Raw genomic sequence first — 24,147 nt, 5'->3', positions numbered from 1 at the left:
ATGACTAGGTCTTAAACTGATCTTTACTATTATAATAAACGAATATGGTCTGGTTCAAATAATTGTATAAATTCTTCTATAATATGTGACTGCGCTTCAATCTTGCCGATTTGCGTCATTCGATGAGATGATTCATCAAACAATACTACTGATACCCCATTAGACATCTGCTGTGATACATAGGCTGCCTGTATATCATTTAACTTTTGACGAATGACAATTTGCACGGCTTGTGTCAACTTTTGATGTTCATAGTCTGCTAATGACATTAAGTGGTTGACAATCATCTGCCATTTATGCTCACGCTGTTCAAATTTTCCCCATACGATATAAGGTTGATTTTTTTCAAGCTCAAACGATAACTGCTGGTAGGCACTTGGAAATATAACCCCTTCAATACTATGCTTACCATCATTTAAGCGAATAAACGCCATCTGTTGCCCTTTCTTTGTCCGAATGATTTTGATTCGCTCTATATGGATTAATATCGGTTGATGGACCGCTTGGCGTTGTAAGTGATGAATCCCTAAATATTGTTTGCGTAGAAATAGCTTTTCCATAGGATGCATAGAAATATAGAAACCTAAGTACTGCTTCTCATGACGACTTAATGCTTCATCCGACATCTCATCAACTTCATGATACGCCTTCTTCACCGTAGCAAATCCCTGAATAATCGATTGATCGAGTTCTGAATTTGTATCTGCGACATGATCAATCGATGCGAGCAAAGTGGCTCTATTTTTACCAAAGCCATCCAATGCACCTGAAAAAATAAGGGCCTCCAACAATCGCCGTGTACGCACACGATTCGGTAGACGATCACAAAAATCAAAAAAGTCTTTGTATGCGCCATTTTCGTAACGCTCATTTAATATCGCTTGTACACTGTTGTAGCCTACTCCTTTAATTGCACCTAAAGAAATAAAAATACCTTCTTGGCTTGCGATGTAACGCCATTGACTTTTGTTAATATTCGGAGCGTGTACCTTTATTTTTTGTTGCTTTGCCTCTTGAATAAACTGTGCTGTTTTCTCTTCATTATTAATCACATTGGTTAAAATATTGGCGTAAAAATACGGTGTGTAATGCACCTTCAAATATGACATAATATAGGCGATTTTCGAATAACTGACTGCGTGTGCACGTGGAAAGCCATAATCAGCAAACTTTAAAATCAAATCAAATATTTGTGCACTTAATTGCTGATTATAGCCTTTGTCATATGCACCATCAATAAAATGTTGTCGCTCACTTTCTAAGACTTCTCGATTTTTTTTACTCATAGCACGTCGCAAAATATCCGCTTCACCATAGCTAAATCCTGCAAACTGACTTGCAATCTGCATAATTTGCTCTTGATAGACAATTACACCATAGGTTCGCGCTAAAATAGGCGCTAAATCGGGATGCAAATAAGCAACTTGTGACGGATGATGTCTCCGTTCAATATATGTTGGAATTTCATCCATAGGACCCGGTCGATACAATGATGTCACCGCTACAATATCCTCAAAATGTTCCGGCTGCAATCGCTTTAATACATCACGTACCCCTTGTGATTCCAATTGGAAAATGCCTGTTGTCTCACCTTTAGATAGCATATTGAATACGGCAGCATCATCAAATGGAATACGCTCTATATCAATGTGTACACCTGTATCTCGTGCCACTTGTTTAATAATTTGATGGATAATGGTTAAGTTTTTCAACCCTAAAAAATCAATTTTCAATAAACCAATTTGTTCTGCTTCTGTCATAGTCCACTGCGTTAACAGACCCGTATCTCCTTCTGTTAAAGGAATGAACTCATATAGAGGGCGATCATTAACAATCACACCTGCTGCATGTGTTGACGTATTACGTGGTAACCCTTCCAGCTCACAGCACAACTTGTACCAACGTTCATGTTGATGATTACGATGAACAAATATACGGAATGGTTCAAACGTATACGCTTCTTTTAATGTCGATGCACCACTGCCAGAGATAAGTTTGGAGGCTTCGCTTAATTCCGCTTCTTCAAAGCCTAATACTCGCCCGACATCTCGTGCAACGGCTTTAGCTAAAAGATGTCCGAATGTGATAATACCAGACACACGATAATCTCCATACTTTTCCTGAACATATTGAATGACTTTTTCACGTTGTGTATCTTCAAAGTCAATATCAATATCAGGCATCGTAACACGTTCAGGATTTAAAAAACGTTCAAAAAGCAAATCGTACTTTAAAGGGTCAATCGTCGTAATATTTAGCAAATAACTTACAAGCGACCCTGCTGATGATCCACGTCCCGGTCCAACAAGTATCCCGTTACGTTTGGCATATCCAATCAAGTCACTCACGATTAAAAAGTAATCAGCATATCCCATATTCGTAATTACATCGAATTCATATTTAACACGTTCTTGGTATTCAGAGGCTACCAAATTTCGTTCAGTTAAAGCTGTCGTTAACTGTTCCCATAAATAATCATTAGCTGTCTCGCCATTCGGTGTTTCAAACTCTGGCAATAGCGACTGATGGTATTGTAAGTGTGCTTCACATAATGCAGCAACTTCTTCAGTACGCAATAATAACTGTTCAGGTACGGATTCCAACTCTGGTGCATGAACATCTAAGATATGTTGGTCTTGATCGTCAGCATGTGGCATTAAATTAACTTTTGTATTGTCACGAATGGCTGCCAAAGTTTTGACTGCTTCTCGGTCTTCTTCACATGCATAAAAAGCTGCTTTTGCCCAAACCTTTGGGTACTGCGCATAATCAGAAGAAAGCGCATCTACATAAACTGAGGTCGTCTCTGGTAAATCACGCAACCAATCCACCGTATCATCATGAATATATTTAAAAATAGCTACTGTATGTGGTAAGTATTGGGATAACTCCCATACCTCCAATGCTTCTTGCCGATTGACCTTTAAAGCTGAAGACAATTTAAAAAGATGTTGTAATCCTGTATTATTTTTGGCTAATACAACGACATCACGCTGAGTTAAATGGTCCGTCACACGCACTGTCAATCCTAATAGTGGCTTTATCCCAGCTTGTTGACATGCTTTATAAAATTGCGGAACACCATACATGACATGGTGATCCGTAATCGCTACCGCTGTATATCCAGCTGCTTTTGCCCGTTCAACTGCGCGTTCAACTGTCAATGTCGAATTCAGCAAATCATAAGCCGTATGAATATTTAAATGTGCTACCATACTGCTCTCACTCCTCTAACAGACAATACGCCTTACTGTACTTTAGCACGTAGCTGTGTTGCAAGTTGCTCAAACACTTCCCAACTCTCAACAGATACGCCTGAAGCATTGGGATGACCGCCGCCTCCAAAGTCAGCTGCAACATCATTAATGACTATCCCTTTCGAACGAATGCGACAGCGAATCTCCTCTCCTTCATCTACTGCAAAAACCCATACGCGTAACCCTTTTAAGTCAGCAATGGTATTCACAAATAATGAGGCTTCAGATGGTGCAATCTGATAAGTTTCTAAAACATCTTTCGTAATTTTCACTTGGCAAAAACCATTATCTTCAAGTTTAAAGTTTTGTAAAACATAACCTTGAAATGGCATAAGGTGTGGTTCTTTTTCACCCAGTCGGTTCAAAAGTTGTGTATGTTCAATGTTGTATTTCAACAGTTCACTTGCAATGTACATCGTTCTTGATGTTGTATTGTTAAATAAGAAACGCCCCGTATCCCCTACAATGCCTAAATATAATGCAGTGGCAATCTCTTTATTCAACAAATGTGTGTCACCGATCGACTCGACAATATCGTAGATGATTTCACTTGTAGAAGAAGCTTCTGTATTCACAAATTGAATATCACCATATTGATCAACAGCTGGGTGATGATCAATCTTAATCACTTCTGCCCCTTTGATATAACGTTCATCATCGATACGTGGTGTATTCGCTGTATCACAGACAATGACAAGTGCTTCATCATAAACCGCATCATCTATCGTATCCAGCTCCCCCATAAAAGCAAGTGAAGGTTCCATCGTACCAACTGCATAAATGGATTTATCAGGATATTTCGCTTGGATATAGCGTTTCAAACCAAACTGCGAACCTAAGGCATCCGGATCAGGTCGAACATGACGGTGAATGATTACCGTTTCATAGTGTTTAATTTTGTCAAATATTTGTTCATAGTGCATCATCTTGTATTCCTCCTAGTTATCTAATAACTGACACATAATTAATGCTTTAGCAACAGGCTGTTGATCACTCTGCATCGTAACTTCGATTTTTGCAAAGCTACGTCCAACGTCTAATATTTGATAGCGTACTTCAATTTCAGTTTCAATTTGTACCGTTTTAATATAGAAGATATTTAAGTTCTCAATCATGACTTCAACTTTTTTTTGTTTTCTCATTACCGTTTTTATCGTTTCTTCAATAATAGCAACAGACACGGATTTGCTTAATGTTCCAAATTGATTTGTAAGCTGTGGTGTGATTTCAACAAATATTTGATTGTTGCGGATTTCAATATGTTTTGCCACTTGGTCATTAATGGTCTCGCCAACTTGAGGTTGCCTACCTACAACTTGCATCGCCTTCAAGACATCCTCTCTTGAAATAACACCGATAAGTTGCTTGTTTGTACCTGTTACTGGTAATAGTTCTATCCCCTCCCAAATCATCAAGTGCGCACAACTGGCTACCGTTGTATGCATTTGAACACTGATAGGGGGTTTAGTCATCACTTTACCTAACTGTTCTGTCACTTCTCTATTCATAATATCTCGGCTTGTAATCAGTCCAGTCAGCCTGATATAGTCATCCACTACTGGAAAGCGTGAGTGTCCTGTGGCATTAGACTTATCACGTACATCTTGTACCGTCATTGTATCTTTTAAATAAGAAGTTTGCTCAATTGGAATGACAATATCTTCTACAACTAAAATTTCTTTCTTGATCATCTGATTATACATCGCGCGATTAATGATATTAGCTACCATAAACGTATCATAATTTGAAGAGATGATCGGAAGTTCTTTTTCATTAGCAATTCTTTTGATTTCATCTGTTGTGTCAAATCCTCCTGTGATTAACACAGCACTGCCTTTTTGCAATGCCGCCTTCTGTACATCAAGACGATTACCAACGATTAATAATGTATTTTTAGATACAAAGTTGACAACGTTATCCACTTCCATCGCACCAATTGCAAACTTCGTCAATGTTTTGAATTGACCTGAGCGTCCGCCAATAAACTGTCCTTCTATAATTTTAGCAATTTCTCCAAATGTAAGATGATCCAGATGTTGACGCGGCTTTTTTTCAATACGTACAGTACCTACACGATCAATCGTCGCAACTAGACCACGTTGTCCTGCATCTTTGATAGCACGATAAGCTGTTCCTTCTGACACATCAAGGTATTTCGCTATTTTTCGTACTGATATTTTTTGACCGACTGCCAATCCCTCTATGTGCTTAATAATTTTTTCATGTTTCGACATTGACTATTTCACACCTCTTCTTTGCATGATGGCACTTTTGAATGGGTAACTCCCAGTTGTCACAAGCTTATAAGATATTATAGGAACACTAGTTTTACACTTTACATTTTCTAAAACATCTCTATTTCTATTTAGGTATTTTGATACGCCTTATACCTATATATCTTATACATTATAACTTTTTTTATAAAATATTGCGATGCTTCTTCAATGTATAGATTTTCAAAAAAATACCTACAAGCATAGCATTTTAGTATGATATTGTTTACACTAGCATTAAGGAGGTTGATTGAGATGCATAAAAATATACTACTCGCAGTCGACACAGACTTAAAAAATGCTAAAGCTCTACAAGAAGTGGTGAAACTTGCAGGAGAGGATACCGTCGTTACACTATTAAACGTTATCGGTGAGCAAGATGTTCAAGCTTCTGTCAAGATGGGTACACACTTTGATGAATTGAAAACAATTCGTCATAACAAAATGAGTCCAACACGTGAAACTTTGGAAGCCAACCATGTTCGTTATGAGGAAGTGATTGAACGTGGGAACCCTAAAGAGAAAATTGTGGCATTTGCGAATAGTGGACAGTACGATATCGTGGTTTTGAGTAACCGCAAAGCTGAAGAAGCCAAAAAATTCGTACTCGGCAGCGTCAGCCATAAAGTTGCAAAACGTGCTAAGATTCCTGTATTAATCGTCAAATAATAATAAAAGTGAGCCAAACTGTATCAAACAGTTATAGGCTCACTTTTTATTGATAGACTAGATTTGAACTGCTTCACCGGGTTGTAAAACTTGTACCTCTCCAGCATGAACTGCAGCTTTGAATGCTTCTGGATCTTGTTCAATGAGTGGGAATGTATTGAAATGAATAGGTACTGTCACTTTAGGTTGTATGAATGTATTAATCGCATAGCTTGCATCTTCAATTCCCATTGTGAAATTATCACCAATTGGAATAAAACATACATCAACAGGATGACGATCTGCGATGAGCTTCATATCACTAAATAATGCAGTATCTCCTGTATGATATACAGTTGTCCCTTCTAATTCTAAAATAACGCCCATCGGCATACCTAAATAAATAGGAATACCTTCATCATTCATTAAACTCGAACTATGAAATGCTTGTACAAATTTTAATTTACCAAAATCAAACGTCCACTGCCCACCAATATTCATGGGATGTACGTTATCAATCCCTTTAGCGGTTGACAAATAGTTGGCTAATTCTGCCGTTCCAACAACAGTAGCTTGCGTACGCTGTGCCAATTCAATCGTATCCCCAAAATGATCTTCGTGACAATGTGTCAAAATAATATAGTCAAGTTCTAATGTTTCAACATCTAAGTCACTCAATGCATTTCCAGTGATAAATGGGTCAATGATTCCTTTCTTACCATTCGACTCGAAATAAACGACCGATTGACCATGATAAGATAACTTCATGTAGCATTCCTCCTTTTTACTGTTATCATTACTATACCACGCTGTTCTTAATCATACACATATACCATTGTTTGAATTTTAAAAATAACTGACATACAATAAAAGAGAATGGGTGACAGACAATATCAACAATCGACAAATAAGTCTTAATCACTAACTAGGTGACTATCATTTCTTATTTCCAGCACGTATGTGCGTAATGGCGTGTTGTCCCCACAAACAGCAATAGATCAAGGAGGATTATTATGACAAAAATAGCGCAATTAGTACAAACGATCCAAGACAAGCAAGCAGATGCGATATGGGTTTCTAATCCTATTAATATTTTTTATTTAACAGGTTTTAAAAGCGAACCTCATGAGCGTCTTTTTGCACTGTTAATCACAAAAGAAGGACAACAAACACTATTTGTCCCACAACTTGATGTCGAAGAAGTAAAGGCCTCCCCATATGATGGTGATATTATAGGTTATCTCGATACTGAAAATCCCTATGCCAAATATGATGCAAAATTCGACACATTGTTAATAGAAGAAAGTCATCTAACTGTACAGCGTTACAATGAATTACAAACGGCATTCGGCGTACAATCTTTCAACAGCATCGACTTAACATTAAAACAACTGCGTAATGTTAAAACATCAGATGAAATTACAGCCATGCGCCAAGCTGCACAACTTGCAGACAAATGTGTTGAAATAGGTACCGCTTTTTTAAAAGTCGGTGTCACAGAACGAGAAGTTGTCAATCATATTGAAAATGAAATCAAAAAACATGGTGTCAGTGAGATGAGCTTTGATACGATGGTCTTGTTTGGCGATCATGCTGCTGCCCCACACGGTACACCCGGAGAACGTAAACTTCAAAATGATGAATATGTCCTATTTGATTTAGGTGTGATTTACGACTACTATTGCAGTGATATTACACGTACTGTCGCTTTCGGAAATCCAAGCAAAGAAGCACATAATATTTATCACATTGTAAAACAAGCTGAACAAACAGCAATCGAAGCCATCAAACCCGGTGTGCCATTAAGTGAATTGGATCGTATTGCACGTGGCATTATTGAAGAGGCAGGATACGGAGAATATTTTCCTCATCGTCTAGGTCATGGTCTGGGCTTAGAAGCACACGAATATCAAGATGTTTCTCATACAAATCATAATCTATTAGAAGCAGGTATGGTTATTACCATCGAACCCGGTATTTACGTCCCTAACGTTGCAGGTGTTCGTATTGAGGATGATATTTTAGTAACTGAAAATGGCTACGAAAGCCTATCCAACGCGCCTAAATAACGAATAAATAAAAGCGTAGTGCCTGTCGAATCCAATCTGACAAGCACTACGCTTTTTATCTTATTGTAAAACTTCAGTCACTGGCGTATACGTAAGATCGAACGCTTCAGCAACAGGTTTGTTTGTAACTAAACCATTAAATGTATTCAAGCCGTGAGACAATGGTACATTATCTGTTAATGCTTGTTTATAGCCTTTGTTCGCAAGTTGTAATGCATATGGTAATGTTGCATTGTTTAAACCAATCGTTGATGTACGTGGTACTGCACCCGGCATATTCGCAACGGCATAATGCACAACACCATGCTTAATGTATGTTGGATTATCATGCGTTGTAATCTTATCTGTTGTTTCAAAGATACCACCTTGGTCAATCGCAATATCCACGACAACTGAACCCGGTTTCATTTGTTTAATCATGTCCTCAGTAACAAGTGTTGGTGCTTTTGCCCCTGGAATTAATACTGCACCAATAACCAAGTCACTCTCTTTAACATTTTCTTCAATGTTTAATGGGTTTGACATAATTGTATGCACACGACCATCAAACAAATCTTCTAACTCTTGTAGGCGTTTTGCATTGACATCAAGGATTGTAACATCTGCACCTAAGCCAAGTGCAATCTTAGCAGCATTTGTACCTGCTTGGCCCCCACCGATAATCGTTACCTTTCCTTTTTGAACGCCCGGAATACCACCTAATAAAATTCCCATACCACCATTAAAGCGTTGTAAGAACTGTGCACCAATTTGCGCTGACATACGACCAGCAACCTCACTCATCGGTGTCAACAATGGCAATGAACGATCTGCAAGTTGTACTGTTTCATAAGCAATACCGATCACTTTCTTTTCAACAAGTGCCTCAGTTAACTTAGGTTCATTTGCCAAATGTAAATATGTGAATAAAATAAGGCCTTCTCTGAAGTAACCATATTCTTCCTCTAAAGGTTCTTTTACCTTCACAACCATGTCTACATCCCAAGCTTGTGCAGCTGTATCAACAATTTGTGCACCTACTTCGATGTAATGTTTATCTTCAAAGTAAGACCCCTCACCTGCGCTCTTTTCAACAAGAACAGTATGTCCAGCTTCAACGAGTGCATGCACCCCACTTGGTGATAAACTTACACGGTTTTCATTGTTCTTTATCTCCTTAGGAATTCCAATTTTCATACTCCTACACCTCCAACACAATAATAACGCATCAATTATGTAAGCGCAATCATAACGATACCCGTTTATATAAATTTATGGTATAATAAAGATGAAATAAGAAAGGGGTTTTTGCCATGCTAATGTACAAAAATATATTAATTGCTGTCGATGGCTCTCACGAAGCAGAATGGGCATTCAACAAGGCCGTGGCGGTAGCGAAACGTAACAATGCAAAATTAACAATCATCAATGTCATCGATTCTCGCACGTACACATCTTTTGAAGTTTACGACTCTCATTTCACAGAAAAATCTAAAACATTTGCTGAGAAATTGTTAGACGGCTACAAAAAAGTGGCAATTGACGAAGGTGTTACTGATGTTGAAACACGCCTAGAATTCGGCTCACCTAAGTCACTCATCCCTAAACTTGCGAGCGAAGAACATTTAGATGTTGACTTGATTATGTGTGGTACATCTGGTTTAAATGCCGTTGAACGCTTTATTGTCGGCTCTGTATCTGAAGCTATCGTACGCCATGCATCTTGTGACGTATTAGTCGTTCGTACTGAACAAATTCCAGAAACATTTAAACCAAAAGTAGCAACAACTGAATTTTTAAAAGACTTCAACATCTAATATTGAACAACAAAAGAGGCTGTGACATAATCCCTAGCCTAATGAAAAACACCACAAAAATCCACTTCAAAGGATTTTTGTGGTGTTTCTCTACCAAACTGAATTCAAAATAAAAATAATTACTGATCATATAAATGTCACCTTTGCGACATCGTACTGATTGTTATGACCTGTTTTTACTTTCAGAAAGCATTAACATCCCCTACTATCAATCGTATAATTGATGTCATCATAATTAATAGAATTAAACCTTAACTTTATCTCTCAATATTCCTCTCTAGGATTAAAGTCTACATAAAATACATCACCTTGTGATACTTCTTTTACCAATCTAATTCCTCACCTTTAGCTAATCCCCAATTCATCTCTTCACTTCTGACGCCATCATCTTCCCAGTCTAAAAATAGTTCATGAATAGCTTTAGGTTTTAGAATCAATGTATCGCCCTCTATACTGATCAATATTTCTTGATTTCCTTTCATATTAAGACTATTGATGATTTTTTGAGGTAAACATAGTCCTTGGGTTTGTCGTACTTGTGCATCTAATATAATTGTTGTAATTCAGAATATGAACGAAAACGATATTTACAGCTTTAAGGTATATAGTTAAAACCCCTTCTTAAAAATAAGCTGCGGTCGAGATATAGGTTGACTTTTATAACGGTTTCCTAAAATATCTGTATGATACTTTTCAATACTCCCAATTTTCTTTCCAATTGTGATTTTAATACGTGGAGATACATTATCATGTTGCTTTGCATATTGTTTTTGAGAAATATGTACGTTATCTACTTCAATAATATTGCGTGAATCACTACTCACTCCAATAACACGATAAAATGCTCCATCTATTTTGATGATATCGTTAGTGTAAAAACTACCTATAAATATATCTTTTTCTTCAATAGATTTAGTCTCTTTCATTTGATGGTAGCTCTCTTGTGGGATAACATAATGTTGCTTTTCTTTTTTTAAATCAAGATATGAAATACCCAACATTTTATACCCTTTTTCAGTAGAGTAAATATCAAAGCGGAATGATTTTTGAGATAATTGAACCACTTTATTTCTTGCTTGTTGATATTTATGCGTAATATCTAAATGCTCTCCCAACTTCTTGCTATAATATTTCATTTTTTTCACTACTGGACCTTGACCATTTTTAGCATATTTTCTAAGGTAATCTCCTGTTTCTTCATGATATTGAGCAAGTGGATTTTTTTCATTCTCATATTGCTTCATAATAGTTTCAAACTTCTCAAATGTTGCTGGATCATGTTGTGCCATTAAGAATTTTTCTGCCTCTTTTTGATAAATTTTTTTAACCTTTTCATTATTTTTGTCATATAAATTTTTCAATATATCAATAACTAATATTTCTCCATCTTTTTGTCTTGTTGAATATAATGTATCATTGATAAGTTGACGATTAGGTTTTTTATCAACACGATGTGAAAATTTAGTAATTTCAAAGTCTTTAATATCTTTCATTTTATATTTCTGATCAAATATTGCACGATACGCCTTATCATCTCTAATGCTTGAACGGTCTTGTTCTTCACCCAAATCAGTAATCTCTTTCAATGCTTTTAACATTTCATGCTCTTTAAATAAATAATCTGCACTTGCGATAATCAGTGCATCTTCAGCATGATGTTTATAACCATCATCTCGCTCTTTTTTAAATCCCCACCTTCTTCTAAGGAAGTTTGTAAAACCTCCGTTTAATGTTTTGACTTTAACATCTAAACCATTTGCATGAAAGTAAGCTTTTAATAATGTCGTTAATTCTCGTGTTGCATATCGTGTATCAACTAAATTTCGATTAATAAATTCTTTCTGAATCGTATATTTATTAATATCACGTTCTTCTAAAAGATATTCTCTTTTTTTCTTACTCATTCTCTCTTTATTTTTCGCAAGATTCAAAATATGTTGTTTAAATTGAGCGTAGTCAATATCTGCTTCAGCTGACGTTAAATATTGGTATGGTGTCCTATTGCTTTTTTTACTATTTTGTTCTTGATGAACAAGTACTTTATTATGCATTGAATTATCAAACGATACAGACCTTGGAATAATATGATCTATTTCATAATGATTAGGGTTTCTTAGCAAATCTTCTAAAGGTATATCCTTTAAAGAATACAGACATTTACCTTCTTGTGCATCATGTAATCTAATTTTTTGAATTAAATATTTTGCATTTTCACTGTTATATTCAGCTATGATCTCTTCAATCCGCTGTCGTGTTTTTTCATTACACTTCTGTACATCATTTAAAAATTTCTTTTTTTCCTTCGAGTTCTTCTCACGTGCTAATTCAATAACAATATTTTTAGGCAATCCATATCTTTTGATAACTGCATTCACAACCTCAATGGCTTGCTTAAAAGAGCGTTTTACAACAGGAGATAAAATATAGTCCTCTATAATATTTGTTGGAATATATTGTTGATTTGCTAACTCATACTTTTTAGGTTCCATACCTAACCTTGTAAATATCTCCATTTGATTATAGGTTGTATGCCATAACTCATCCATAACACTATTCATACACTTGAGTGATAAACGATGCGTTCCACTATACCCTGTTAGTTTTGCAATTTCACGCTTATCTTGTTCGGTCAACAGATACTCCAACTGATTCAAAGCTTCAATAATAGAAGTTTCATCTTGATAAATTGTTATAACCTCTGCGATTTGATCCAACAATACAACATCTTCCAATATCTTTTTATCTTTCACTACTTGTTTTAAATCATGAAAGAGTTTAAATGTTGTAAATTGTGGTTGACCGGACTTTGTCACTCTATATCCCTTAATATCCTGCTCCGCTACACCAATTTCTTTAGCAATTTGTTTTAATGTAGGATTTTTCTTCTGTTTAAATACATTTTCAATAATATGATATTTTTCAAAATATTCTAACTTTGAATAGTTGTCTCTAGCAATCACTAAATTGTTAAGGTCATTTAATGCATTAAATAGCGCTGCTGTATAGGTATGTTTAACACTTCGCAATTCTTCAGGATAATATGTACATTGTCCCATCATGAGTTGGTACCATTTTTTTATATCTGCATTCCATCCATACGGGCTTCCCTCTCCGGGACCTTCAAAATACTCACGACGTGTTTCAACTAACTGAATATACTTTTTTTCAAATAACTCATCCAAATCAGGATAAAATTGTCTTTGTGTATCTATTAATTGTTGCGCCTCACGAATAATGTCTTTTGTGAGAAACCTATTTTGTTCACCTCTCACTTTTCCGTTAATTTCTAAACGTTCTTTTTGAAGTTCACAAACAAAACGCTGATCTAACTCACGTGCATTTTGATTCAGCTGTTCTTTTGTTGATAGGCTATTAACATCCCCATCATTATCATCTATCTGAACACTAACATTATGAATACCTCGACGCTTGGCTATATGCAAAAGTGCAACTGCAAGCTCTTCTTTAGTTAAACACTCTGTTAATCCTTTCACCCTAATATCATAAGGCTGATTGCTTTTAGGAACATTATCAGTAATAATTTGATATTGAGCCAACAACGTCTTCACACGTTCTAAACGATGAATTCTTCTACGCTTTAAACGTCTCGCTCCTCTCTTAGAACGTCTTCCTTCATTATTACCCTTATCCGCTTCAGGAAAAATCCTTACACCTGCATCAATAATTTCTTTTGAATCATAATCAATCAAACCGTAACCCACAGATGTAATCCCAATATCTAAACCTAAAATAAATGGCCGAGACATATAGTAACCCCCTCTTTTGATATATTCAATTTTATTATAAGTTGAGTTGGGGTTTTTCGAAACAAGATTTATATATTAATATAAATAATCATTATAAAACAAGTAAATTTATATATTGACACAAACGATACTTTTAGTCGCTTAAAACACTATATTCACAAAAAAATCCCATCAAGAATGATGGGATAAACACGACATAATGTCTTGTTTTAGTAGATTCTGTAATTTTTGGTATAAGTACAAGTATCTAACTTGTGTTTACACTTTATCATTTTAACCTATACTACGTCAATGCGTTTTCTAATAAAACACGTTTTTCTGAAAAATAAAGGAATATAATTATTATTTGAACAGATGACGTTCTCCCAATCATCGTAATGATCTCACCTCTACTACAAAAGTGTAGTTATACATCAATTCATAGTCGATTATTTGTAACTCAATATTATTTAAAAACGATAACCAATATTATAATACCTAGACTACTTATCTCCCCACACTCTTATTACTTTGTGAATCTACTCAAAGAGAGACAAATATATCTATATAGAATAATGCAACGGTAGTTAATATAAGCTATAATATAGCTAGAGGTTTTAGTACTCTGTAATTTTTGGTATAAGTGATACATTCGTGCAAGTGGTTCTCTTTTTATTTAGGTTTTAGTACTCTGTAATTTTTGGTATAAGTGATACTATAAAAAAAGAATTATCAGTGATGTTTGAGTTTTAGTACTCTGTAATTTTTGGTATAAGTGATACCGATACCATTTTTGGTATGTAAGTGCGCCCGTTTTAGTACCCTGTAATTTTTGGTATAAGTGATACAGAAGATTTACGAGAGCAAGTTATGAATCCGTTTTAGTACTCTGTAATTTTTAATGTATTCGTTCCTTAACATTTTCCCAACTTTACTTTTGCTCTTTTTTGTATTAACGCTCCTTTAAATGCTAATATCACTTCTAACTCAGCAACCCTGTAATATTATAGATCATTTTTTATAATTAACGATTGCCATAATTAAAGTCATATCATCAGTTCTAGTCAACCATTCACTTTTTATAATTCTATCAATATTTGATCCTCTTTCTACTATATCTTTCTAAAAAACTCGATAGTTATTCTACAAAAAATTGAGTTCTTCTTTTATTGAATAATCTATTACTTTTAAAAATCATGACTATACAATAAAAAATCGTTGTATAATTAATGTATTCAATTACCCATAGGAGGATTTTATGAAAAGACAAACTATAATAATGAGCGTTGCTGCTAGTGCTTTATTACTATCAGGTTGTGGATTTTTAAATAAAAATAATGAAACACCTCAACAATCTGATACACAATCAACAAACCAGAACACACAAAACACTGAACAAAAACAAAATGCCAATGAAATGCAACAGAATGATAACTCTCAACAAAATAATAAAGATCATCTTGAATATATTCACCCTAAAAATACGCGTGAATATTATGCACAAATTTGGTTATCTGTACGAAATGACATAGAAAATTTCGATAAAATGTCTATGTCTTATAATTTAATAGATTATTCAGGTTCACCTATCAATCCATATAACACAGATGCATCCAAAACTTTTCCAGAAGGTACAATCGAATTAAGTCCAAACCCAACAGCAGCTGGTCATGTTATTTTTAAAGATAACAATAATGGAACGATTACTGTGTACGATGCACCAAGTCATTTTCAAGATCGTCAATGGTTTGAAGATGATTATTCATTAAATGAAACTCAAAAAATATTGGAAAATGCTAATACAATTCCTATAAAAAATGCTTCACAATCTGATATAAATTATGTAGCCAAATATATTTTAGATAGCACACCGCAACCACTTAACTCTTTTTCATCAAATGGTTCAAGTAATAAGTCCAATCAATCATCAACAACAAAGGTAACACGTAGTAACGTCATTGATTTAGTAGAAGACTATGAAGGACACTTATTAGATACCGATACATATACTTATAAGGAACCAGAACAAATGCCTGATGGTCGATGGGGATTTTCCATTTTAGATAAATCTGGTCATTTAGCGGGATCTTATATTATCGATACAGATGGTACTGTAACGAAATATGATGAAAAAGGACAGCCCATATAAAAATCATGGATATGTGACTTCAACGGTTAAAGTTGATTATATCAATTCAGTATGTTACGTTAAATATGAAAAGGGACATGCGCTAACATGCCCCGATGAGCCCGTTAAAAAGACGGTGGCTTTTCGGTTTATCTAACCATTCTACCTACTCAGCCAAAGTCGGGAATGGTTATTTTTTATGGTCTAATTTAACGATTGCGATGACTAAGCCAATTAAAGTAACGATAAAAGTACCGAAACCTATCATCAAACCTAGCACATCTACAATAGACACCACAAAGGCTTCTCCTTTCTAAAGATTTCAGTAATGCCACCATAGGCACCACCTCCTTATACTCAGATAGCCACCATCTATCCAACTTACTCATTCATTATTCTATCATATCTATTTTTCTCTTTTAATCCCTTTTGTTTTAGATATTCTTCTTGTTCACGTGCAAACTTTTTAACGATAAATGTGTTTTTTCAAATGCAACATCTCACCCAAACAAGTAGTACGCTCGTACTCAACACATTGAGCATTCATAAACTTAGACATATGCATAACTGCATTTCTTTTTCCCAATGAAAGTTATACAAGAAAAGCTAGGACATAAAACAATGGCTGTGACCGAATAGGTATATAGCCATGTCATAGGAAAAATCATTCAAAAAGCGAAAGAGATTTTTAAACACTAAGTTGCCCAAAAGTTACTCGCTCCCTAAAATAACCAAGACTATGGGCAATTAATCTCAAAAGTACAAAAACCCTCAAGCCACACAGGCTCAAGGGTTTCAAATATTAATACCGTCTCATACACTGCTCGACTTCCCATTTAGAAACTTGCGTGCAATCATTCTATACACTGTATTCAAGCATACATTAGTCATTAAAACACAATAAAATCAACGGTTTTAGTATATTGAATCCTAGGGGTATTTAAACTTAGAGGAGCAAAAATATAAGAAATTGTGTATTTTCTGCTCCCCTAATTCAAATATATCCCCCACCCATTGCAGACAGGGTTAATTTATTGATTTTCTTTTTCGAGTTGCTTTTGGTAGTTGTATAGTTTTTCGGCAGTGCCTAATGAGACGCCACCTAATCTCTAACGCCTCTTCTCAAATCAGAGATACGTGCTTGTAATATCCCTGTATCTTTAAAAATTTTATATCCTGATACATCACTATCTAGTAATTTTTGAATTGATTTTTTAAATTCAATCATTTTTATTCACATTCTTTTTATCTAAGTAATAGAAATGCGTTTTTCTTCCTATAAACAGCAATAATGGTAGGCTTAATATAAATAATGATAAATACATTTGACCTGTCATATTTGAAAACCTCCAAAATTTATTATATACTTCAAGTGTAAGGAGGAGCCAAAAGGCTCCAGATAATTTAATCTTCGTTGTTCGGCTTTCGGTCTAGGTAAGCGAGATGTCACATTCTAAGTTGTTTTAATGTTCCTAGAGTATCCAGTACCGCTAATACTGGATACTCTAGGAACATTTGGTTCTTCACCTTTTGTGGTGGGATGGCATATGCTGTCTCACCTTTTTTGGTATACAAAAAGCGCATATGTCTCTATAATTTTAAGTGACCAAACCAAAATTAAAGGAGACATGATGCGCCTATGTGTAATGATATATTAAAACTACTTAAAATAAAACGAGGTACTTTTAATTATCTATCCACCACAGAAGATGGACAACCTATATTTTAAAAAATGTTTCATTTAGCTTATTACGTTTTACTTATTTCGGTTATTCTTTTTATGATATTATTTTTTATAGGTTAGAAATGTGCTAAATTGCATAATAATTTTAAATTTTTATTTTAAGTGATTTATCAATTGTTCTTTTATGAATTCAAGTCCACTATAAAAGATAATCCATTTTGATAGACCATAAATGATGATAGTTGTAAATATAATAGAAATTCTAGTGAGCGGGTCTGCCAATTCATTATTATATGATTTTAAATTGAATAAGTAGATCCCTAAAATCATATTATTAGCAAGTACTAACAACATTGTGATTAATATAAAAAATATTGTTAGTATATTAATCAGACTATTACTATTAGAGAAAGTAATTTCTATATTATTATGGTAGTCATTTTTAAACAGATCAATGAATAGAATAATATTTGTTAGAACAATTATTATACTTAATGGTATTCTTTTTTTAGTATAGTATGGCTTTATAAGTGTGAAAATAATTAATATTAATCCGCCAATTATATTAATTATTAGAGAACCTAACAAAGCATTTTGAAGTGAAAGTGTTAATAACTTTGTTAGGTTTGTAAGTGTAATTCCACCATCAAATATTTTAATTTGTTTTAACATGTTTGGAAACATTTTTATAAAAGTATATATACCTGTTCCAAAGAAGGCTATATTAAAAATCCAGTGAAAGTATTTAAGGTATCGTACTTTTTTCTCTATTATGTCATTGTCTGTTATTGATGTCACTTCAATATATGTTTGATTGTGAATGCCCTCATTGATATAGCTATTATTTGAATTTTTATAAGACTCTTGATTCAACTTTGTTGCTTTAAATCCTAAGAATAATGATATAATTCCCGTTATTGTTTGAATTATTATTAATGATAGTTCGAAATTCATATTTTCCTTTCTAATCTAATTATTATGCAATTGACACATGTGATTATCTTACTACAAAATTACAGAAAATACTTTTAATTATATATTTTAAAAATATTATTGGAGTGATTTTATGGCAATGAATGAAATTTCTTTATTTAAAGGGGGTCGTATTCAACCCTATCATAAATATATTGATTTTATTGGCTGTCCATCTTCTGTGATAGAGAATATCATTATTTTCTTTTAAGTTAATATCAACTGATTCGAGCTGATGTTTTCTGAATTCACAGCTCTTTTCGATGATTTCATGATCATATCTATGTTCTTCCTTTGAAAATTTATTAATTGAATAAGCAAGACATTTATAATCAGAGATTCTGACTTCTTTGCTTCTATCATACATAACGTAAAGAGGGTACATGGCTTGTGACTTTTTGAAAGAATATTCATTTTCTTTAATAACTTCTTTCAAAGTATATTCTATAACATTAAAAATCAAATCACCTACAAAATTATTATAGTAAATTTTTTCTAAAGCTTTGTAGTTTTGATCAGAAATTGCTTTGTGAGCTTTCTCGACTTCCATTTCTAACTCTTCAAGTTCTTCTTCTGCTTCAAGATCATCTTCAACTGCCCATTTTTTTCTCGTTGACAAGTCTGTGAAGTGAGTATCTGTGACCTGAAACTTCTAAGTCTTATAGATAAGTATCTCCCTCAATCATTACTCTCATTGCTTTCTACCTCCTTTTGGTAATTATAAAGTTTTTCAGCCTTGTCCAAAGTTAAGTTACCTAATTTTCTTTCTCCACTTCTAACACGTTGTATTGTAGGAGCGTCAACACCTGTATTTTTAGAAATTGCATAAGATGACATATTACTATCTAATAACTTTTTTATCGTTTTTTTCATTATATATGAGCAATGAATCACATTTATATTTTTAAAAAATAATTGAAATTATTGTTATAAGAATAATTACTATTGTTAATAACTGTATACCAAATATAAATTTATAGCTTTTCAATTCTGCACCCCCGTGATAAGATTATCAATAAGGAGAGCTCTTTCCTTACTGGTTAAAGCGGAACAAGAAGTTGAGTATTGCAGTAGTTAAGTTTATCAGGCTTGTGACTATTGCAATCATTCTGTCGTTCCGCTTTTCTTTTTGTTTTTCTAACCTTTCCAAGCGATTCGTTGCTCTTTCCTCCTCTCTTTATACTTTAATTATAAATGACATAAGTCATCTATCTAACCCTTTCCCTCAACTTTTCTATAATTTTTTGCATGAAAAACAGGGCGACCATTACAGCCACCCTTAATTTTTAAAACTATTTAATTGTTCCAGTTTACCTATATTACCAGTTTGAGCATTCCATGTGCGAATAGGCAAGTAGTATCGCTTACCATTATAGTTATAACCAATCCACACATGCCCATCCTGTAACATCAGTTCATCGTAATTTATAGACTGCCCTTTTTTAAACGTATAGCCAAACGGACAACTTCTAAAAGGACCTTCTAAGCGAGCATAAATATCAGCATTTGCAGTAAATGTAAACTTCTCTTTTTATAGAGCGTACCATATTTATTACGTTACCATTGTCCTTTTTTAGTCGTCGATTTCACTTTAGGTTGAGTTGGTCTTTTACCCTCTTTAATTTGATTTAAATACTGCACTTTATTCTCAAATTACCATGTACGAGTGGTACGCATTTTATGTGTACAATCTTTACCACTAAACCAAGTAATCAATCTCCCCCATGTTTATGCAACACGTGTGCTGCATATAAACCTGCATTGTCTTCCACTTTTTATAACGTTCTGACTTCGCATCACTCTACCTATTATCCATAGAATAACAAATCTCAATATCAATAGCAGTACGATTACCAGATGACAATCCAATCCATCATCAGTGTGGAAAGTATTACTATTGAACGGAATCGCTTGCACTAATTCTTTATCATCCAAAGCTACATGATAAGATGCATAGTTAATGTTACTCTTCATATATGCCACCTCATTACGTGCTGATGCTGTATTGCCTGTATTATGAATAGCCAATTTCGTTGGTTGCACATTTGAACAGATACAAGTGTGCAGTTGTCCACATATTAACGATATTGTAACTCATAAACTTTTACCTCCTCGTCATCTTTTAAGCCAATAAATTCATCTTTCTCATGTTCTTCTGTTTTAATCACATCAATTTGCTGCTCTGTTACTTCCCCAATGCCTTCCAACTTTTCACTTTCAGTTAATTTCATAATAAATGCCTCCAATATAAAACCGCCACCTGTTAAGATGACGGTTAAAGTTGATTATATCAATTCAGTATGTTACATTAAATATGCGCTAACATGCCCCGATGAGCCCGTTCGAAAGACGGTGGCTTTCGTTAATAAATGATATTAAACCATCTAATTACTCGCCAAAGTATATGTTAGATGGTTATTTTTTATGGTCTAATTTAACGATTGCGATGACTAAGCCAATTAAAGTAACGATAAAAGTACCGAAACCTATCATCAAACCTAGTACATCTACAATAGACACCGCAAAGGCTTCTCCTTTCTAAAGATTTCAGTAATGCCACCATAGGCATCACCTCCTTATACTCAGATAGCCACCATCTATCCAACTTACTCATTCATTATTCTATCATATCTATTTTTCTCTTTTAATCCCTTTTGCTTTAGATATTCTTCTTGTTCACGTACAAACTTTTTAACGATAAATGTGTTTTTTCTCAAATGCAATAATAAAACTTGTTAAAATTGATTAGCATATACTTGAAAAGAAGTATATGGTGAGAGGTTTTTTCATGTCAGGTTTTCTTACATATTTTTGTATTCTAAATTTATATATGCTAATGTAATGTTAAGTTCAAAATGTCAAGGAGATGGGGATATGGATAAGGATGCAATCCGACGTAATATGCCTGTATTTCCGATGAGTGTTGTAAGTCGATTAACGGAATTAACACCAAGGCAAATCCGTTATTACGAAACACATGAACTTGTGATACCAAACCGTACAGAAGGAAACAAGCGACTTTTTTCATTAAATGATGTAGAGCTACTCCTTTCGATTAAACATTTATTAGAAAAAGGGTTTAATATGAAAGGTATTAAGCAGATTATGTTAGATGAAGAAAAAGGCGTGTTAAATGAGGAAGAAGAGCGCCTAAGAAAACAAATGATTGTGGATACGACACAGAAGCCACAGCATGAATCGATTCCACTTAATCGTGGTGACTTATCGCGCTTTTTTAAATAATTTACAATGGGGGACACACTCTAATGACAAAGCAAAAATTCACTAAGGATGACATTAGACGATTTGCAGAAGAACAAGATGTACGTTATTTACGCTTGCAGTTCACTGATATTTTAGGAACAATTAAAAATGTTGAAGTGCCTGTAAGTCAGTTGGAAAAAGTATTAGACAATCAAATGATGTTTGACGGTTCTTCTATCGAGGGATTTGTTCGCATTGAAGAATCTGATATGTACTTATATCCTGACCTTGATACATGGGTTATTTTTCCATGGACAGCAGGTAAAGGAAAAGTTGCACGCTTAATTTGTGATGTGTATACGACTGAACATAAGCCTTTCTTAGGAGACCCTCGTAGCAACTTGAAACGTGTATTGAAAGAAATGGAAAACATGGGCTTTACAGATTTTAATTTAGGACCTGAACCAGAGTTTTTCTTATTCAAGTTAGATGAAAAAGGCGAGCCAACAATGGAATTAAATGACCATGGTGGTTATTTTGACTTGGCGCCGACAGATCTTGGTGAAAACTGCCGTCGTGACATCGTACTTGAACTTGAAGACATGGGCTTTGACATTGAAGCATCACACCATGAAGTAGCACCAGGTCAACATGAAATCGACTTTAAATATGCAGATGCTATTACAGCTTGTGATAATATCCAAACATTTAAATTAGTAGTAAAAACTATTGCACGCAAACATAATTTACATGCAACATTTATGCCAAAACCATTATTTGGTGTTAACGGTAGTGGTATGCACTTCAACGTATCATTATTTAAAGGCAAAGAAAATGCTTTTTATGATGAAAATGGCGAAATGCAACTCACAAAAGAAGCCTATCATTTTATCGCAGGTATCATGAAGCATGCACGTGGTTATACAGCGGTATGTAATCCATTAGTCAATTCGTACAAACGTCTTGTACCTGGTTATGAAGCACCAAGTTATATTGCTTGGAGTGGTAAAAACCGTTCTCCATTAGTACGTGTCCCAACATCTCGTGGCTTATCAACACGTGTAGAAGTGCGATCAGTTGATCCAGCAGCCAATCCATACATGGCATTAGCCGTTATTTTACAAGCGGGCTTAGATGGAATTAAAAATAAATTAGAAGTACCAAAACCAGTTAACCAAAACATTTATGAAATGAACCGTGAAGAACGAGAAGCAGTAGGTATTCAAGACTTACCTTCAACATTATATACAGCGTTAAAAGCAATGCGTGAAGATGTAGTTGTTAAAGAAGCATTAGGCGATCACATTTATAACCAATTTATTAATTCTAAGTCTATTGAATGGGATTACTATCGCACGCAAGTTTCTAAATGGGAAGTCGAGCAGTATATGAAGCAGTATTAATATTTGAAACCCTTGAGCCTGTGTGGTTTGAGGGTTTTTATACTCTTGAGATTAGTTGCCCATAGTCTTGGTTATTTTAGAGAGTGAGCAACTTAATGTTAAAAAATCTCTTTCGCTTTTTGATTGATTTTTTCTATGACATGGCTATATACCTATTCGGTCACAACCATTATTTTATGTCCTAGCTTTTCTTGTATAACTTTCATTGGGAAAAAGAAATGTAGTTATGCATATGCCTAAGTTTATGAATGCTCAATGTGTTGAGTACGGGCGTACCACTTGTTTGGGGGGGGATTGCATTTGAGAAAAAACACATTTATCGTTAAAACGTTTGCATGTGAACAGGAAGAATATTTAAAACAAAAAGGATTAAAAGAGAAAAATAGGTATGATAGAATAATGAATGAGTAAGTTGGATAGATGGCGGCTATCTGAGTATAAGGAGGTGGTGCCTATGGTGGCATTACTGAAATCTTTAGAAAGGAGAAGCCTTTGTGGTGTCTATTGTAGATGTACTAGGTTTGATGATAGGTTTCGGTACTTTTATCGTTACTTTAATTGGCTTAGTCATCGCAATCGTTAAATTAGACCATAAAAAATAACCATCTAACATATACTTTGGTCAGTAATTAGATGGTTAACACAATCTAAAGAAAGCCACCGTCTTTTTAACGGGCTCACCGGGGCATGTTAGCACATGTCCCTTTTCACATTTAATTTAACATACTGAATTGATATAATCAACTTTAACCGTCATCTATTTAATAATGTTGTAACTATATTCATTATTAATGATTACAAAGATAGTTAATATTAGATGCTTAGGTCAATGTATTAAATACAAACGTACTACCTGTTTGGGTGAGGTATTCTATTTGTTAGTTACTGATTATTAATCGTTTATACGTTTATCTTTAATGAAAATCCAAAAAATATAAGTTATAATAGGGCTAGAGGTTTTAGTACT

The 24,147-nt window shown here is 34.3% G+C and carries 22 protein-coding genes and 2 pseudogenes; 8 read left to right on the top strand and 16 right to left on the bottom strand.

Going from position 1 to position 24,147, the window contains the following annotated elements; genetic code table 11:
* Positions 1-29: 29 nt before the first annotated feature.
* From FGL66_RS04090 to FGL66_RS04080, 3 genes are read right to left on the bottom strand one after another with little or no spacing between them, the layout of a single operon-like run.
* The gene (locus FGL66_RS04090; RefSeq protein ID WP_180810319.1) at positions 30-3,215 is read right to left on the bottom strand and encodes a DNA polymerase III subunit alpha; all 3,186 of its coding nucleotides are present in this window, start codon (positions 3,213-3,215) and stop codon (positions 30-32) included.
* 32 nt (positions 3,216-3,247) lie between these two features.
* A complete protein-coding gene (locus FGL66_RS04085; RefSeq protein WP_180810318.1) occupies positions 3,248-4,183 on the bottom strand; it encodes a DHH family phosphoesterase in 936 nt (311 codons plus the stop codon).
* 12 nt (positions 4,184-4,195) lie between these two features.
* A complete protein-coding gene (locus FGL66_RS04080; RefSeq protein ID WP_180810317.1) occupies positions 4,196-5,491 on the bottom strand; it encodes a DRTGG domain-containing protein in 1,296 nt (431 codons plus the stop codon).
* A 294-nt stretch (positions 5,492-5,785) separates the two neighbouring features.
* On the opposite strand from FGL66_RS04080, the gene FGL66_RS04075 reads away from it, so the two are divergent.
* A complete protein-coding gene (locus FGL66_RS04075) occupies positions 5,786-6,199 on the top strand; it encodes a universal stress protein (RefSeq protein WP_180810316.1) in 414 nt (137 codons plus the stop codon).
* A gap of 57 nt (positions 6,200-6,256) precedes the next feature.
* Here the strand turns inward: FGL66_RS04075 and FGL66_RS04070 are convergent, their stop codons facing one another.
* Positions 6,257-6,946, bottom strand: a complete 690-nt coding sequence (locus FGL66_RS04070) for a metal-dependent hydrolase (protein WP_180810315.1) — start codon at positions 6,944-6,946, stop codon at positions 6,257-6,259.
* A gap of 245 nt (positions 6,947-7,191) precedes the next feature.
* Here FGL66_RS04070 and FGL66_RS04065 point away from each other — a divergent pair, with 245 nt between their 5' ends.
* Entirely contained in the window at positions 7,192-8,247 is a 1,056-nt protein-coding gene (locus tag FGL66_RS04065; RefSeq protein ID WP_180810314.1) for a M24 family metallopeptidase, read from the top strand.
* 60 nt (positions 8,248-8,307) lie between these two features.
* Here FGL66_RS04065 and ald read toward each other — a convergent pair whose 3' ends face one another.
* Entirely contained in the window at positions 8,308-9,423 is a 1,116-nt protein-coding gene (ald, locus tag FGL66_RS04060) for an alanine dehydrogenase (RefSeq protein WP_180810313.1), read from the bottom strand.
* A gap of 116 nt (positions 9,424-9,539) precedes the next feature.
* Here ald and FGL66_RS04055 point away from each other — a divergent pair, with 116 nt between their 5' ends.
* Positions 9,540-10,043: a universal stress protein gene (locus FGL66_RS04055; protein WP_180810312.1), complete on the top strand. Its 504-nt coding sequence runs from the start codon at positions 9,540-9,542 to the stop codon at positions 10,041-10,043.
* A gap of 323 nt (positions 10,044-10,366) precedes the next feature.
* On the opposite strand, the gene FGL66_RS09655 is transcribed toward FGL66_RS04055, so the two are convergent.
* Together FGL66_RS09655 and cas9 are read right to left on the bottom strand one after the other, a co-directional pair.
* Positions 10,367-10,525 carry a hypothetical protein gene (locus tag FGL66_RS09655; RefSeq protein WP_219621805.1) on the bottom strand — a complete coding sequence of 53 codons (159 nt, stop codon included), beginning with the start codon at positions 10,523-10,525 and terminating at the stop codon, positions 10,367-10,369.
* A gap of 126 nt (positions 10,526-10,651) precedes the next feature.
* Positions 10,652-13,810 (bottom strand): type II CRISPR RNA-guided endonuclease Cas9, encoded by a 3,159-nt coding sequence (gene cas9 / locus FGL66_RS04045; RefSeq protein WP_180810311.1) that lies wholly within the window; start codon positions 13,808-13,810, stop codon positions 10,652-10,654.
* Between the two features lie 1,237 nt (positions 13,811-15,047).
* Here cas9 and FGL66_RS04040 point away from each other — a divergent pair.
* Together FGL66_RS04040 and FGL66_RS09940 are read left to right on the top strand one after the other, a co-directional pair.
* Positions 15,048-15,938 carry a YdeJ family lipoprotein gene (locus tag FGL66_RS04040; RefSeq protein WP_180810310.1) on the top strand — a complete coding sequence of 297 codons (891 nt, stop codon included), beginning with the start codon at positions 15,048-15,050 and terminating at the stop codon, positions 15,936-15,938.
* A 67-nt stretch (positions 15,939-16,005) separates the two neighbouring features.
* Positions 16,006-16,074, top strand: a pseudogene (locus tag FGL66_RS09940) (hypothetical protein); the annotation flags it as partial.
* A 33-nt stretch (positions 16,075-16,107) separates the two neighbouring features.
* Here the strand turns inward: FGL66_RS09940 and FGL66_RS09755 are convergent.
* The 9 genes and pseudogenes from FGL66_RS09755 to FGL66_RS09745 all read right to left on the bottom strand — a co-directional run bounded on the left by FGL66_RS09755 (position 16,108) and on the right by FGL66_RS09745 (position 21,093).
* On the bottom strand, positions 16,108-16,215 hold the full coding sequence (locus FGL66_RS09755) for a putative holin-like toxin (protein WP_258007306.1): 108 nt from the start codon (positions 16,213-16,215) through the stop codon (positions 16,108-16,110).
* 804 nt (positions 16,216-17,019) lie between these two features.
* The gene (locus FGL66_RS09855) at positions 17,020-17,145 is read right to left on the bottom strand and encodes a hypothetical protein (RefSeq protein ID WP_308413117.1); all 126 of its coding nucleotides are present in this window, start codon (positions 17,143-17,145) and stop codon (positions 17,020-17,022) included.
* The gene (locus FGL66_RS04025) at positions 17,138-17,254 is read right to left on the bottom strand and encodes a hypothetical protein (protein WP_180810309.1); all 117 of its coding nucleotides are present in this window, start codon (positions 17,252-17,254) and stop codon (positions 17,138-17,140) included. Before FGL66_RS04025 ends, FGL66_RS09855 begins: the two co-directional genes overlap by 8 nt.
* A 500-nt stretch (positions 17,255-17,754) precedes the next feature.
* Positions 17,755-18,555 (bottom strand): hypothetical protein, encoded by an 801-nt coding sequence (locus FGL66_RS04020; RefSeq protein ID WP_180810308.1) that lies wholly within the window; start codon positions 18,553-18,555, stop codon positions 17,755-17,757.
* 133 nt (positions 18,556-18,688) lie between these two features.
* A complete protein-coding gene (locus tag FGL66_RS04015) occupies positions 18,689-19,192 on the bottom strand; it encodes a hypothetical protein (RefSeq protein WP_180810521.1) in 504 nt (167 codons plus the stop codon).
* A 59-nt stretch (positions 19,193-19,251) separates the two neighbouring features.
* On the bottom strand, positions 19,252-19,446 hold the full coding sequence (locus FGL66_RS09750; protein WP_258007308.1) for an XRE family transcriptional regulator: 195 nt from the start codon (positions 19,444-19,446) through the stop codon (positions 19,252-19,254).
* Between the two features lie 406 nt (positions 19,447-19,852).
* Positions 19,853-20,130, bottom strand: a pseudogene (locus tag FGL66_RS04010) (SH3 domain-containing protein); the annotation flags it as partial.
* Positions 20,131-20,651: 521 nt separating this feature from the next.
* Positions 20,652-20,804 (bottom strand): hypothetical protein, encoded by a 153-nt coding sequence (locus FGL66_RS04005; RefSeq protein ID WP_180810307.1) that lies wholly within the window; start codon positions 20,802-20,804, stop codon positions 20,652-20,654.
* A gap of 184 nt (positions 20,805-20,988) precedes the next feature.
* The gene (locus FGL66_RS09745; protein ID WP_258007307.1) at positions 20,989-21,093 is read right to left on the bottom strand and encodes a putative holin-like toxin; all 105 of its coding nucleotides are present in this window, start codon (positions 21,091-21,093) and stop codon (positions 20,989-20,991) included.
* Between the two features lie 354 nt (positions 21,094-21,447).
* On the opposite strand from FGL66_RS09745, the gene FGL66_RS03995 reads away from it, so the two are divergent.
* The 3 genes from FGL66_RS03995 (at position 21,448) to FGL66_RS09740 (ending at position 23,782) form a co-directional block, all read left to right on the top strand.
* Positions 21,448-21,816 carry a MerR family transcriptional regulator gene (locus tag FGL66_RS03995; protein WP_180810306.1) on the top strand — a complete coding sequence of 123 codons (369 nt, stop codon included), beginning with the start codon at positions 21,448-21,450 and terminating at the stop codon, positions 21,814-21,816.
* Between the two features lie 23 nt (positions 21,817-21,839).
* Positions 21,840-23,180 carry a type I glutamate--ammonia ligase gene (gene glnA, locus FGL66_RS03990; protein WP_180810305.1) on the top strand — a complete coding sequence of 447 codons (1,341 nt, stop codon included), beginning with the start codon at positions 21,840-21,842 and terminating at the stop codon, positions 23,178-23,180.
* Positions 23,181-23,674: 494 nt separating this feature from the next.
* On the top strand, positions 23,675-23,782 hold the full coding sequence (locus FGL66_RS09740; RefSeq protein ID WP_258007306.1) for a putative holin-like toxin: 108 nt from the start codon (positions 23,675-23,677) through the stop codon (positions 23,780-23,782).
* Positions 23,783-24,147 lie beyond the last annotated feature (365 nt).

Source organism: Staphylococcus sp. 17KM0847, assembly GCF_013463155.1.
Taxonomy (GTDB): Bacteria; Bacillota; Bacilli; order Staphylococcales; family Staphylococcaceae; genus Staphylococcus.
The sequence above is the reverse complement of the archived record's forward strand: the minus strand, read 5'-3'. Positions and strand labels throughout refer to the sequence as shown.